The 13976-nt window shown below is 67.9% G+C and carries 12 protein-coding genes and 1 other RNA gene; 6 read left to right on the forward strand and 7 right to left on the reverse strand.

The window, feature by feature from the left end; translation table 11 throughout:
- The 7 genes from ABNT58_RS25960 to ompA all read right to left on the reverse strand — a co-directional run.
- Window positions 1-196, reverse strand: a 196-nt coding sequence (locus tag ABNT58_RS25960; RefSeq protein WP_348756271.1) for an ATP-binding protein, incomplete at its 3' end; no start/stop codon positions are given.
- Entirely contained in the window at window positions 189-878 is a 690-nt protein-coding gene (locus ABNT58_RS25965; protein WP_348756272.1) for a DUF4194 domain-containing protein, read from the reverse strand. The genes ABNT58_RS25960 and ABNT58_RS25965, both read right to left, overlap by 8 nt.
- Window positions 879-903: 25 nt before the next feature.
- Window positions 904-2382: a DUF3375 domain-containing protein gene (locus ABNT58_RS25970; RefSeq protein WP_348756273.1), complete on the reverse strand. Its 1479-nt coding sequence runs from the start codon at window positions 2380-2382 to the stop codon at window positions 904-906.
- A 251-nt stretch (window positions 2383-2633) separates the two neighbouring features.
- Window positions 2634-3006, reverse strand: a transfer-messenger RNA (tmRNA) gene (gene ssrA / locus ABNT58_RS25975).
- 13 nt (window positions 3007-3019) lie between these two features.
- Window positions 3020-3697, reverse strand: a complete 678-nt coding sequence (locus ABNT58_RS25980) for an HAD-IA family hydrolase (protein ID WP_348756274.1) — start codon at window positions 3695-3697, stop codon at window positions 3020-3022.
- Window positions 3694-4398, reverse strand: a complete 705-nt coding sequence (gene ubiG, locus ABNT58_RS25985; protein ID WP_348756275.1) for a bifunctional 2-polyprenyl-6-hydroxyphenol methylase/3-demethylubiquinol 3-O-methyltransferase UbiG — start codon at window positions 4396-4398, stop codon at window positions 3694-3696. Before ubiG ends, ABNT58_RS25980 begins: the two co-directional genes overlap by 4 nt.
- Window positions 4399-4491: 93 nt before the next feature.
- Window positions 4492-5148, reverse strand: a complete 657-nt coding sequence (gene ompA / locus ABNT58_RS25990; RefSeq protein ID WP_348756276.1) for an outer membrane protein OmpA — start codon at window positions 5146-5148, stop codon at window positions 4492-4494.
- Between the two features lie 268 nt (window positions 5149-5416).
- On the opposite strand from ompA, the gene gyrA reads away from it, so the two are divergent.
- The 6 genes from gyrA to ABNT58_RS26020 all read left to right on the forward strand — a co-directional run.
- Window positions 5417-8053 (forward strand): DNA gyrase subunit A, encoded by a 2637-nt coding sequence (gyrA, locus tag ABNT58_RS25995; protein ID WP_348756277.1) that lies wholly within the window; start codon window positions 5417-5419, stop codon window positions 8051-8053.
- The gene (locus ABNT58_RS26000; RefSeq protein WP_348756278.1) at window positions 8053-8622 is read left to right on the forward strand and encodes a DUF2059 domain-containing protein; all 570 of its coding nucleotides are present in this window, start codon (window positions 8053-8055) and stop codon (window positions 8620-8622) included. Before gyrA ends, ABNT58_RS26000 begins: the two co-directional genes overlap by 1 nt.
- Before the next feature lie 30 nt (window positions 8623-8652).
- Window positions 8653-9759 carry a prephenate dehydratase gene (gene pheA, locus ABNT58_RS26005; RefSeq protein ID WP_348756279.1) on the forward strand — a complete coding sequence of 369 codons (1107 nt, stop codon included), beginning with the start codon at window positions 8653-8655 and terminating at the stop codon, window positions 9757-9759.
- A gap of 8 nt (window positions 9760-9767) precedes the next feature.
- Complete coding sequence (locus ABNT58_RS26010) at window positions 9768-10670, forward strand: prephenate dehydrogenase/arogenate dehydrogenase family protein (RefSeq protein WP_348756280.1); 903 nt, start codon at window positions 9768-9770, stop codon at window positions 10668-10670.
- Window positions 10671-10711: 41 nt separating this feature from the next.
- Window positions 10712-12724 carry a bifunctional 3-phosphoshikimate 1-carboxyvinyltransferase/cytidylate kinase gene (locus tag ABNT58_RS26015; RefSeq protein ID WP_348756281.1) on the forward strand — a complete coding sequence of 671 codons (2013 nt, stop codon included), beginning with the start codon at window positions 10712-10714 and terminating at the stop codon, window positions 12722-12724.
- Window positions 12725-12884: 160 nt separating this feature from the next.
- A partial coding sequence (locus ABNT58_RS26020) for a 30S ribosomal protein S1 (RefSeq protein WP_348756282.1) occupies window positions 12885-13976 on the forward strand: 1092 nt, incomplete at its 3' end.

Consider the following 13976-nt stretch of genomic DNA (forward strand, 5'->3'; position numbering starts at 1 on the left):
TGGTGATGGCATCCACCAAGGTGGACTTGCCCGAGCCGATGTCGCCGGTGAGCAGGCCGTTGCGGCCATCGAGCTGGTAGCGCCAGACGCAGCGATCGAAGGTGCCCCAGTTCAGCACCTCCAGCCGCTGCAGACGAAAACCCACCCGGCTGTCATCGGCCAGGAAATCCAGGCCCGGCGTTGACGCCTCAAGCATCGGCCGCTCCCTGCCCTGCCGAAGCGCCGGCCGGCGCCGACAGGGCCAGACGGTAGGTTTCCAGCCGCGCGTCGAAATCGGCCAGCCACTGCGCATCGACAAAGGCCTTGAGGATGCGCCGCACCTCGAAACGCCCCGGGTCCGCTGCAGCGCCGGCCACCGGCTTGAGGCGGCGCAGAAAGCCCAGTTCCACCACCTTGCCCAGGGTGGCGTCGACCTGATCGACCAGCCGCGCCTCGTTCGTGCCTTCGGGCAAAAACACCCGCATCAGCTCGGCGACCTCTTCGCGCGACAGCACCAGCCGCGTGTCGGCGCCGCCGGCATCGAACTCGGCCAATCGCTTGCGCAGCAGGGCCAGCATCAGGCTCACCGGGTACGACAGCGGCCGGCGCACCACCAGCCGCGGCAGGCGCGCCGCGCCGTCCGACTCGTCCGGATCGGGACGGCTCTTCAAGAAGGCATGGCCCTCGGCTTCGTCCAGCACCAGGTCGAGCAGCAGCACCGCCGCCTGCTCACGCACGCGGGCCTGCAGGCGCAGCAGGCTGGCCCACAGGCGCTCGTCTTCTTCGCGGTAGAGCACGCCCTTGAGCAGCAGCACCATCAGCTGCGACAACTCGGGCACCGCGGGCAGCGCGCTGGGGGCCGAGGCGATCGGCTCGGCGTCGATCAACGGGTCGTCCATGGGGTTCCTTGCGGCGGTGCCGGGTTCAGCGCGTGAAGATGACACGCGGCAGGCGGGCCTCGCGGGTGACGCCCTGGCCCTCGGCATCGACGGCCTGCCAACGGACGGGCTCGACCACCGCCTCGTCCACCAAGGCGTGGTAGCCGGCCACCGCCCCTTCCCCATCGCCCGCGTGGGCCAGTTCCAGGTAAGCCACCAGCTCGGCCAGGCCTTGCTGCAGCGGCGTTACGGCCAGCAGCTCATGGAGCGTGACCTGCGACTGCAGCCGCAACGAGCGCAGCACGGTGGCGCGCAGGCGCGCCTTGTCCACCACGACCTGGTCGAACAGGCGCGCGGTGTCCACGTCGGCCTCGCCGGCCACCACCGCCAGCCCGGACAGGCGGGGCTTGGCAGCGGGCGTGAACAGCGGCCGTTCCAGCGGCAGCTCGATCTCGGCAGCCATCGCATCGATGTGGGCGACGACACCGCCCGGCGTGGCGCCGCGCAAGCCCAGGGCTTTGGCCTCGATGCCGCGCAACAGCTCGAGGATGCGGCGGTTTTCGACGAAAGCCCGGTCGTCGAGAAAGCGGCGCAGCTGCTGCGACAGCTGGGCCACCGTGCGCTGGGTGTGCTCGCCGGCTTCCAGCCAGTCGTGGTGCACGCGCCGCAGGCGGGGCTCGGGCCGCAGCGCACTGACGGCCGGCAGCGCCATCACCTGGGCCAGCCGCTCGCTGAGTTCTTCCTGCCGGCGGCTGGACATCAGAAAGTCCCAGAAGGCGCGGAAGCTGCGGCCCTGGTCGGAGTCGCCGATGGCATCGCGCGCGCCCATGACTTCATCGAGCAAGGCGCCCTTGGTGCCTTCCCACAGCGCGATCTTCTCGCGCACCCGCCGATCCAGCAGGCGGAAGTTGTGTTCCACCTCGCGAAAGTCGGACAGCAACTCGCGCGCGACCTGCTGGAACTGCTGGAAGCGGTCCTTGATGGCCGTGTCGTCGAGCAGGGGCACCTCGCCCGCCAGCGCACGTTGGATCTCGGCGTCCAGTTTGTCGCGCTTGCGGCGCAGCTCGTCCACCCGCTTGAGCGGATCGACCTCGGTGCCGGCGCTGATCTGTTCGAGCAGCGAAAACAGCGTCATCAGCCGCGATTCGGTGCCGACGAAGGCGCGCTCGGTCAGCGACTGAAGCCAGGCCAGCGCCTTCTCGGTGGCCGGCGTCAGGTCGAACTGCGCCTCGTCCGTGCCCGGCTTGTAGAACTTGCGCAGCCAACCCTTGTCGGGCGCGGCCCAATCGTTCAGGTAGTCCAGCGCCGGTTTGGGGTAAGCCTCGGCGCCCAGTTGCTCGCGCAGCGTGAACAACTCGTCCTCCAGCAACTCCGCCAGATCGGCTTCGCTCATCACCCGCACGTTGGGCACGACGAACACGCGGTGCAGAAAGCTGGCCACCAGCGCGGCGTGCGGCGAAGCGAGCAGGCGCCACGCGGGATGGCGCTCACGCAGCGCGACCAGCAGCGTGTGATCAAGCACCATGGGCAAAGGCAGCGTGGACTGCAGGCAGGCGCCGCGCCCGCCGCCTGGGGTCAGGGCCGGGCAGCCGCGCCGCAGGGCGAGTGGTCATCTCAGGGATGTAGAAGGCAGGTCGTGCAGCAGGCATCGCCGTTGGTGGCCGATCGGCGGCAGCGCAGTCTAATCGCCCCGCACCGCACCCCTGGCCGGCCGTACGACCCGCGCTGCGCAGAAAAAACCCCGGACCGTTGCCGGTCGGGGTTCTTGTGGTGATTTGGTGGAGCCGGGGGGAATCGAACCCCCGTCCGCGAACCATCACCGGACAGTTCTACATGCGTAGCTGGCTGATTTGGAGTCTCACGTTGAGGTCGCGCAGCAGCACGCTACCCTTCACGCCAGTCACTAGATCTCGTCCTGAACCGAGTGACCCGGCTCAGAACCAGCCAATGTGAATGACCTCTCAGTCTAGGATCTTGCGATCTTCAACACGGCCCATTGGCCAACCGTTGAGAGGCTCACCGGTGTTAAGCGGCGAGGGCGAAACGTTCGTCGTTCGCAGTTACTTTGTTTCCAGTGGTTTTACGAGCGAACTGGTGCTCGGCATGCCCTGCGCCGGATCCGTACCCACGTCGAAACCAGGTCGGCCCCAGAACACGATAGTTTAAGCCAGCCGAAGCCATTTCAAGAGCGCGGCCGGAGATTCCAGTAAAGCGTCGGCGCCCCAGGCCTCGATCACCTCGCCCTGCCCCAGGTAGCCCCAGGCCGCAGCCAAGGTGGCCATGCCTGCAGCGCGGCCGGCCTGCACGTCGCGCAGGTCGTCGCCCACATAGACGCAAGCCTCGGGCGCCACGCCGATGCGCCGGGCCGCCTCCAGCAGCGGCGCGGGGTGCGGCTTGGCATGCGGCGTGGTGTCGCCGCACACCACCGCACCCGCGCGGCGGTCGAGCCCCAGGCCCCGCACCACCGGGTGCGTGAAACGCTCGGCCTTGTTGGTGACGATGCCCCAGGGCAGTCCGGCGGCTTCCAGCGCCTGCAGCACCGGCACCATCGGGTCGAACACCGCCGTCTGCTGCAGCAGCCCGCGCTCGTACAAGGCCAGGAACTCGTCGCGCAATGCTTCGAATTCGGCATCGCCCGGCCCCAGGCCGAAGGCACCGCCGATCATGCCGCGGGCACCGGTGCCCACCAACGGGCGCAGCTGGGCGTAAGGCACCGGCGGCAGGCCACGCAGCTCGCGCAGCCGGTTGGCGGCGCCGGCCAGGTCGGGCGCGCTGTCGATCAAGGTGCCGTCCAGGTCGAACAGCACCGCCTGGATGCCGGCGCGAAACCCGCCGCTCATGCGCCCGGCTTCCGGCACGCCACCAGGTAGTTGACGCTGGTGTCGCCCGACAGCCAGTAGCGGCGCGTCAGCGGGTTGTATTCCATGCCCTTGGTCTCGCCCATCACCAGGCCGCTCTCGCGGCACCAGCGCGCCAGTTCGCTGGGGCGGATGAACTTGGCGTACTCGTGCGTGCCCTTGGGCAGCAGCTTGAGGATGTGCTCCGCGCCGACGATGGCGAAGAGGAACGACTTGGGGTTGCGGTTGATGGTGGAAAAGAACGCCCAGCCGCCCGGCTTGACCAGCGTGCTGACGGCGCGCACCACCGACGACGGGTCGGGCACGTGCTCCAGCATCTCCATGCAGGTGACGACGTCGAAGCTGCCGGGCTGCTCGGCCGCCAGCGCTTCGGCCGCCACCTCGCGGTATTCGACGCCGGCCACGCCGGACTCCAGCGCGTGCAGCTGCGCCACCTTCAACGGCTTGTCGGCCAGGTCGATGCCCAGCACCTTGGCGCCGCGCTGCGCCATGGCCTCGGCCAGGATGCCGCCGCCGCAGCCGACGTCCAGCACCCGTTTGCCGGCCACCGGCACCTGCTGCTCGATCCAGCCCAGCCGCAACGGGTTGATCTGGTGCAGCGGGCGGAACTCGCTCTCCGGGTCCCACCAGCGATGGGCCAGTTCACTGAATTTCGCCAGTTCTTGAGGATCGGCATTCATCATGGACGACATCCTAACGCGGGCCATTTGGAGATACTTGCCGCACAAATGACAAACCCCGCCGGAGCGGGGTTTGCGAAGGAATCGGAGGACCGATTACTTATTGCGGGTACCAACCACTTCGATTTCCACGCGGCGGTTCTTGGCGCGGCCTTCGGCGGTCTTGTTGTCGGCGACGGGCTGCTTTTCGCCCTTGCCTTCGGTGTACACGCGGTTCTTCTCGATGCCCTTGGAGGCCAGGTAGGTCTTCACGGCTTCGGCGCGGCGCACCGACAGCTTCTGGTTGTAGGCATCGGTGCCGACGGAGTCGGTGTGACCCACGGCGATGATGACTTCCAGGTTGATGCCACCGGTCTTGCTGACCAGGTCGTCCAGCTTGGCGCGGGCTTCCGGCTTCAGGGTCGACTTGTCGAAGTCGAAGAAGGTGTCAGCGGCGTAGGTGACCTTTTCGCTGACCGGAGCCGGCGGCACGACGGCCGGACGCGGGGCGGGCGCCGGAGCGGGAGCAGCAGCCGGGGCCGGTGCCGGGGCGGGAGCGGCAGCGGGCTTCAGGGCGCCGTCGCAGCTCGGGTCAGCCGTGGCGGGCGTCCAGTTGGCATCGCGCCAGCACAGTTCGTTGGTGCCGTTCTTCCAGACGGTACCGTCAGAAGCGCGCCAGTTGTCGTTCGTCTGCGCTTGGGCGAAGGCCGTCGACAGCGGAGCGGCGAGCGCGACCGATGCAAACAGCACCGCCACGGTGTTCAGTTTCTTCATTGATTCTCCTCTCAAGGAAAGCCGCAGTTGTGCTGCGTAACGTCCAAATTCGGAAGCGTATAACTTGGCAAGCGCCTTGTTTGTCAAGCGCCACCACCGACGCGAAGGATTGTGCCATACGGCGCTCGGCTGGCCCCATTTTGGCAATTGCCCGGCCGGCAGGTAACACCTGTGTTGCGTTCGAGCGACAGAGGACTGACGCTTAGAATCCCGCGTCTCACACCCCACAGGTCACGGCGCTCGCGCGCCGCCCGCGTTTGCCGCCCTCATGACCCAGTTCGCCAAGGAAACCCTGCCGATCAGCCTCGAAGAGGAGATGCGGCGCTCGTACCTCGACTACGCGATGAGCGTGATCGTCGGGCGCGCCCTGCCCGACGCCCGCGACGGCCTCAAGCCCGTGCACCGGCGCGTGCTGTTCGCGATGCACGAGCTGAACAACGACTGGAACCGGCCTTACAAGAAGTCGGCCCGTATCGTGGGCGACGTGATCGGTAAGTACCACCCGCACGGCGACCAGTCGGTCTACGACACCATCGTGCGGATGGCGCAGGACTTTTCCATGCGCCACATGCTGGTGGACGGCCAGGGCAACTTCGGCTCGATCGACGGCGACAACGCCGCGGCGATGCGCTACACCGAAATCCGCCTGTCGAAGATCGCCCACGAGCTGCTGGCCGACATCGACAAGGAAACCGTCGACTTCGGCCCCAACTACGACGGCTCCGAGAAAGAGCCGCTGGTGCTGCCCACGCGGCTGCCCAACCTGCTGGTCAACGGCTCGGGCGGCATCGCGGTGGGCATGGCCACCAACATTCCGCCGCACAACCTCAACGAGGTGGTGGACGCCTGCCTGCACCTGCTGCGCAGCCCGGACGCGACGATCGACGAGCTGATGTCCATCGTGCCGGCGCCCGACTTTCCCACCGCCGGCATCATCTACGGCCTGAACGGCGTGCGTGAGGGTTACCGCACCGGCCGCGGCAAGGTGGTGATGCGCGCGCGCTGCCACTTCGAGGACATCGACCGCGGCCAGCGCCAGGCCATCATCGTCGACGAGATCCCGTACCAGGTGAACAAGAAGACCTTGCTCGAGCGCATCGCCGAGCTGGTCCACGACAAGAAGATCGACGGCATCAGCCACATCCAGGACGAGAGCGACAAGTCCGGCATGCGGGTGGTGATCGAGCTCAAGCGCGGCGAAGTGCCTGAGGTCGTGCTGAACAACCTGTACAAACAGACGCAGCTGCAGGACAGCTTCGGCATGAACATGGTGGCGCTGGTGGACGGCCAGCCCAAGCTGTGCAACCTCAAGCAGCTGATCGAATACTTCCTGGAGCACCGCCGCGAGGTGGTGACCCGCCGCACCGTGTTCGCGCTGCGCAAGGCGCGCGAGCGCGGCCATGTGCTGGAAGGCCTGGCCGTGGCGCTGGCCAACATCGACGAGTTCATCGAGACGATCAAGAACTCGCCCACGCCGCCGGTGGCCAAGGCCGCGCTGATGAGCAAGAGCTGGGACTCTTCGCTGGTGCGCGAGATGCTGGCCCGCGCCGAATCCGACACGCCGGGCGGCCGCGCCGCCTACCGCCCCGAAGGCCTGCCCGCCGACTACGGCATGCAGACCGACGGCATGTACCGCCTGTCGGACGAGCAGGCCCAGGAAATCCTGCAGATGCGCCTGCAGCGCCTGACCGGCCTGGAGCAGGACAAGATCGTCGGCGAGTACAAGGACGTGATGGCGCAGATCGCCGATCTGCTGGACATCCTGGCCAAGCCCGAGCGCGTGACCTTCATCATCAGCGAGGAACTCACCGCGCTGAAGCAGGAGTTCGGCCAGACCAAGCTGGGCGCGCGCCGCAGCCAGATCGAGCACAACGCCCAGGAACTGGGCACCGAAGACCTGATCACGCCCACCGACATGGTGGTGACGTTGAGCCACAGCGGCTATGTGAAGAGCCAGCCGTTGGGCGAGTACCGCTCGCAGCGCCGCGGCGGCCGCGGCAAGCAGGCCACGGCCACCAAGGAAGACGACTGGATCGACCAGCTCTTCATCGCCAACACGCACGACTGGATCCTGTGCTTCAGCGACCGCGGCCGCGTGTACTGGCTGAAGGTGTGGGAAGTGCCGCAGGGCGGCCGCGCCAGCCGCGGCAAGCCCATCGTCAACATGTTCCCGCTGCAGCCGGGCGAAAAGATCACCGTGGTGCTGCCGCTGACCGGCGAGTTCCGCAGCTTCCCGGCCGACAACTACATCTTCATGGCCACCGCGCTGGGCACCGTCAAGAAGACGGCGCTGGATGAATTCAGCAACCCGCGCAAGGCCGGCATCATCGCGGTCGACCTGGACGAAGGCGACCACCTGATCGGCGCCGCGCTGACCGACGGCAAGCACGACGTGATGCTGTTCTCCGACGGCGGCAAGGCGGTGCGCTTCGACGAGGACGACGTGCGCCCGATGGGCCGCCAGGCCCGCGGCGTGCGTGGCATGGCGCTGGAGCCGGGGCAGACGCTGATCGCGATGCTGGTGGCCGAAGACGAAGCGCAGAGCGTGCTCACCGCCACCGAAAACGGCTACGGCAAGCGCACCTCCATCGTCGAGTACACCCGCCATGGCCGTGGAACCAAAGGCATGATCGCCATCCAACAGAGCGAGCGCAACGGCAAGGTGGTCGCGGCCACCCTGGTGCGCCCCGAGGACGAGATCATGCTCATCACCGACAAGGGTGTGCTGGTGCGCACCCGTGTCTCCGAAATTCGTGAGCTCGGCCGCGCTACTCAAGGCGTCACGCTGATCGCGCTGGACGACGGCACCAAGCTGTCGGGCCTGCAACGGATCGTCGAGAACGACGCCAACATCGAAACCCCGGGCGAAGGCGATGGCGCTGCCGCCCCTGAGGAGAATTCCTGATGAAAAAAACCCTGCTGGTGGCGGCCCTGGTGGTCGCCTCCCTGGGCGCGCATGCGCAGAGCAAGAAGCAAGTGGTCGACAAGATCCTGGCCGCCCAGCAACCGGCCATCGAGAACGTGGCCCGCAGCATCGCCGAGCGCCCGGCGGTGCAGATGATGCAGGCCGCGGGCAGCGCGCTGCAGCAGCTGCCGGCCGACAAGCGTGAGGCCACCGGCAAGCAGATCGAGGCCGACGTGCGCAAGTTCGTCGACGAAGCCGTGCCGGTGCTGCGCGACCGCGCCAACAAGCTGGCCCCCAGCACCCTGGGCGCGCAGCTGGAAGAAAAGTTCAGCGAAGACGAGCTGAAGCAGCTGCTGGCCTGGCTGGAATCGCCGGTCAACAAGAAGTACCAGCAGCTGATGCCCGAGATCCAGAACGGCTTCACCCAGAAGCTGATCGCCGATGCGGCGCCGGTGCTCGACCCCAAGCTGCAGGCGCTGCAGAACAAGGTGCGCAGCACGCTGGGCATCCCCCAGCCCGCGGCCACCGACGCCAGCAAGCCGGCCGGCAAGGCCAGCGGCGCCAAGTAAACCGATCTCCCGTTCGCCTTCGCCTGCGCCATGTCCGAGCCTGCCGCCCCCAATCCGCCCGACCTGCTGGCCCTGCGCCACCAGATCGATGCACTCGACCGCGATCTGCTGTCGCTGCTGAACCGCCGTGCCGCGCTGGCGCTGGCGGTGGGCGAGATCAAGAAAAAGGAAGGCTCGGTGGTGTTCCGCCCCGAGCGCGAGGCGCAGGTGATCGACGGGCTCAAGCACGTCAACGCCGGGCCGCTGCGCTCGGAGAGCGTGGCGCCGATCTGGCGCGAGATCATGTCGGCCTGCCGCTCGCTGGAAACGCCGATGCGGGTGGCCTTCCTGGGCCCGGCCGGCACCTTCAGCGAAGAGGCGGCGCTGGGCTACTTCGGCAGCTCCATCGTGCGGGTGCCCTGCGCCAACGCCGACGAGGTGTTCCACGTCACCACCTCGGGCGCGGCCGATTTTGGCGTGGTGCCGGTCGAAAACTCGAACGAAGGCGTGGTCACGCGCTCGCTCGACCTGTTCCTCACCACACCGCTCTTCATCATCGGCGAGACCAGCCTGATGGTGCGCCAGAACCTGCTGCGCAGCGTCGATTCGCTCGAGGGCATCGAGGCCGTGTGCGCCCATCCGCAGGCCCTGGCCCAGTGCCACGGCTGGCTGAGCAACCACCTGCCGCACGCGGAACGGCGGCCGGTGTCCAGCAATGCCGAAGGCGCGCGCCTGGCCAGCACCGACCCCACGCTGGCGGGCATCGCCAGCGAGCGGGCGGCCAGCGAATACGGCCTGCACGTGGTCGGCCGCGCGATCCAGGACGACCCGCACAACCGCACCCGCTTCGCGGTGGTGACGCACCCCGACCGCCACCCGCAGCCCGGCCGCTCGGGCCACGACTGCACCAGCCTGGTGGTGTCGGTGGTCAACCGGCCGGGCGCGGTGCACGACATGCTGGTGCCGCTGAAGCACCACGGCGTGTCGATGACGCGCTTCGAGTCGCGCCCGGCGCGCTCGGGCCAGTGGGAGTACTACTTCTACGTCGATCTGCAGGGCCACCCCGAAGATCCGCCGGTGGCCTCGGCCATGAAGGAGCTGCGCGAGGTGTGCGACTTCTTCAAGGTGCTGGGCACCTACCCGCTGGACAGCCACTGAGCGTGCCCATGTTCCAGCAACTGGGCCTGATCGGCTGCGGCCTGATGGGCGGCTCGTTCGCGCTGGCGCTCAAGCGCGCCGGGCTGGTCAAGCATGTGGTGGGCTACAGCAAGTCGCCTTCCACCACTGAACGCGCGCGGCGCGCCGGCGTGATCGACACCGCGGCCGAATCGGCGCTGCTGGCGGTGGCCGGCTCCGACATCGTGCTGCTGGCCGTGCCGGTGGCCGCCACCGAGAGCACCTTCAAGGCCATCCGCCACCTGGTGGAGCCCGAGGTGCTGTTCATGGACGTGGGCTCCACCAAGCGCGACGTGGTCGAGGCCGCCCGCCGTGCCCTGAAGGAGCGCATCGGCAGCTTCGTGCCGGCCCACCCCATCGCCGGCAAGGAAAAGGCCGGCGTGAACCATGCCGACGCCGACCTGTACACCGGCCGCCAGGTGATCCTGACGCCGCTGCCGCAGACCGATGCGCTGCTGCTGCAAAAGGCCGCCGACACCTGGGCGGCCATCGGCGCGCAGGTCATCCGCATGTCGCCCGACAGCCACGATGCCGCGCTGGCCGCCGTCAGCCACCTGCCCCACCTGCTGGCCTTTGCGTTCTACAACGCGGTGGCCAAGCAGCCGGGCGGCGAGGAGTTCCTGTCGCTGGCCGGGCCGGGCTTCCGCGATTTCACCCGCATCGCCGCCAGCGATCCGACGATCTGGCGCGATATCCTGCTGGCCAACCGCGAAGAAACGCTGAAGCAGTCGATGCGTTTCCGGCACGCGCTGGAAGCGCTGGAACTGGTGATGCGCTCCGGCAATGCCGAGGCGCTGGAAGACCTGATCCGTAGCGCGTCCGACGGTCGCGCCGCCTGGCAGATGAGCAGTCCCCGACCCCACGCACCGGCCGCCGTGCCGCCGCTGCGCTGAGGCCACCCAACCTTTTCACCGCCTACCAAGCCGCCCCGTTCGTGTTCGCCATCCCCTTCCTCGACCTGCCCCCGCTGACCAAGGCCTCGGGCCAGATCCGCCTGCCCGGCTCCAAGAGCATCTCCAACCGGGTGCTGCTGCTGGCCGGCCTGGCCGAAGGCAGCACGCTGGTGCACGACCTGCTGGATTCCGACGACACGCGGGTGATGATCGAGGCGCTGCGCAGCCTGGGCTGCGGCCTGGCGCAGGAAGGTGCGGCCTTGCGCGTCACCGGCATCGGCGGGCGGCTGTCGGTGCACCAGGCTTCGCTGTTCCTGGGCAACGCCGGCACCGCGATGCGGCCGCTGGCCGCCGCGCTGGCGGTGCTGGCAGCCACGCAGGGCGGCCAGTTCGAGCTGAGCGGCGTCGCCCGCATGCATGAGCGGCCGATCGGCGACCTGGTCGATGCGCTGCGCCAGCTGGGCTGCGACATCCAGTACCTGGGCAACGACGGCTACCCGCCGCTGCGGCTGGCCGGCCAGCCGCAGGGCCAGCTCGCCACCGGCGCACCGGTGCGGGTGCGCGGCGACGTGTCCAGCCAGTTCCTCACCGCGCTGCTGCTGGCCCTGCCGCTGGCCAGCGGCGGCGACGGCTCGCCAGGCGCCGACATCGTGATCGAGGTCGACGGCGAGCTGATCTCCAAGCCTTACGTCGAGATCACGCTCAACCTGCTGGCGCGCTTCGGCATCACCGTGCAGCGCGACGGATGGCAGCGCTTCACCATCCCCGCCGGCAGCCGCTACCGCTCGCCGGGCGCGGTGCACGTGGAAGGCGATGCCTCATCGGCTTCGTACTTCGTGGCGCTGGGCGCCATCGCCGCGGTGGACGCGCCGGTGCTCATCGAAGGCGTGGGCAACGCCTCCATCCAGGGCGACGTGCGCTTCGTCGAAGCGGCGGTGGCCATGGGCGCCGACGTGCGCATGGAAGCCAACCGCATCGAGGTGCGCCGCGGCGCCTGGCCGCTGCGCGCCATCACGCTCGACTGCAACCACATCCCCGATGCGGCGATGACGCTGGCGGTGATGGCGATGTACGCCGACGGCCCCACGCGCCTGACCAACATCGCCAGCTGGCGCGTGAAGGAAACCGACCGCATCGCCGCGATGGCCATCGAGCTGCGCAAGGTGGGTGCGCAGGTGGAAGAAGGCGCCGACTTCATCGAAGTGCGGCCGCCGGCGGTGTGGCAGCCGGCCGCCATCCACACCTATGACGACCACCGGATGGCGATGTGCCTGTCGCTGGCCGCCTTCAACGGCGTGCCGGTGCGCATCCTCGATCCGCAGTGTGTGGGCAAGACCTTCCCCGACTACTTCGAGGCCCTCTTCAAGCTGGCGCACACCCACCACGACCAGGTGCCGGTGATCACCATCGACGGGCCCACCGCCTCGGGCAAGGGCACGCTGGCCAGCACGCTGGCGGCTTCGCTGGGCTACCACTTCCTCGATTCGGGCTCGCTGTACCGGGTGGCGGCGCTGGCCTCGCTGCGCCAGGGCGTGGCCGACAGCGACGGCCCGGGCATCGCAGCGCTGATCGCCAAGCTCAAGCTGCGCTTCGACGGCCCTCGCCTGTACCTGGAAGGCGACGAGGTGAGCGACCAGCTGCGCCGTGAAGACGTGGGCAGCCGCGCTTCCAAGATTTCGGCGCTGGGCGACGTGCGTGCGGCGCTGTACGCGCTGCAGGTCTCGTTCCGCCGCCCGCCGGGCCTGGTGGCCGACGGCCGCGACATGGGCACGGTGATCTTCCCCGATGCCGCGCTGAAGGTGTTTTTGACCGCCAGCCCGGCCACCCGCGCCGAGCGCCGGCATAACCAATTGATTTCCAAGGGAATATCGTCTAATATCGACGATCTTCGCGCGGACTTGGAAGCGCGTGATGCCCGGGACCGCACCCGGGCCATCGCACCGCTGCAGCCCGCTGAAGACGCACTCCTTCTCGACAACTCTGCCCAGACCGTGGATGAATCCGTGGCCCAGGTGCTGGGTTGGTGGGAGGAACGCAGGCCTTTCGGCGCCTAGCCGGGAGGTTTTTGAAGGGTGCCGTCGTCCACCAGCAGCGCACAGCTGCGCCGGGCGGCGGTTTGTTCAACGTAACCGCAACATCCGTTGCACGCTCCGCCGGCCCTCTTGCAGATCGCTGCGATCTCACTCCCCTCTTCGGCCGGCTCCAGGAAACTCCATGTCTGATATGCAATCTGCCACCACCGGCGGCGAATCCTTTGCCGCCATGTTCGAGGAAAGCCTCCAGAAGCGCGACATGCGCGCTGGCGAGGTGATCTCCGCGGAAGTCGTCCGCATCGAGCACAGCTTCGTGGTGGTCAACGCCGGCCTCAAGAGCGAGTCCTACGTTCCCATCGAAGAGTTCAAGAACGACCAGGGCGAAGTGGAAGTCGAAGTCGGCGACTTCGTGTCCGTCGCGATCGACTCGCTAGAAAACGGCTACGGCGACACCATCCTGTCGCGCGACAAGGCCAAGCGCCTGGCCTCGTGGCTGTCGCTGGAGAACTCGCTGGAATCCGGCGACTTCGTGACCGGCACCGTCAACGGCAAGGTCAAGGGCGGCCTGACCGTGCTGGTCAACGGCATCCGCGCCTTCCTGCCCGGCTCGCTGCTCGACACGCGTCCGGTCAAGGACATGAGCCCGTTCGAGGGCAAGACCATGGAGTTCAAGGTCATCAAGCTCGACCGCAAGCGCAACAACGTCGTGTTGTCGCGCCGTGCCGTGGTCGAAGCCTCGATGGGCGAAGAACGCGCCAAGCTGATGGAGACGCTGCGCGAAGGCGCCATCGTCAACGGCGTGGTCAAGAACATCACCGAATACGGTGCGTTCGTCGACCTGGGCGGCATCGACGGCCTGCTGCACATCACCGACATGGCCTGGCGCCGTGTCCGTCACCCGAGCGAAGTGGTGACGGTCGGCCAGGAACTGCAGGCCAAGGTCCTGAAGTTCGACGCCGAGAAGAACCGCGTCTCGCTGGGCATCAAGCAGCTGGGCGACGACCCCTGGATGGGCGTGGCTCGCCGCTACCCGACCAGCACCCGTCTGTTCGGCAAGGTGACCAACATCGCCGACTACGGTGCGTTCGTCGAGATCGAGCCGGGCATCGAAGGCCTGGTGCACGTCTCCGAAATGGACTGGACCAACAAGAACGTCAGCCCCAGCAAGCTGGTGTCGCTGGGCGACGAAGTCGAAGTCATGGTCCTCGAGATCGACGAAGACAAGCGCCGCATCAGCCTGGGCATGAAGCAGTGCAAGGCCAACCCGTGGGAA

It is taken from the genome of uncultured Aquincola sp. (assembly GCF_964001545.1).
Taxonomy (GTDB): Bacteria; Pseudomonadota; Gammaproteobacteria; order Burkholderiales; family Burkholderiaceae_C; genus Aquincola.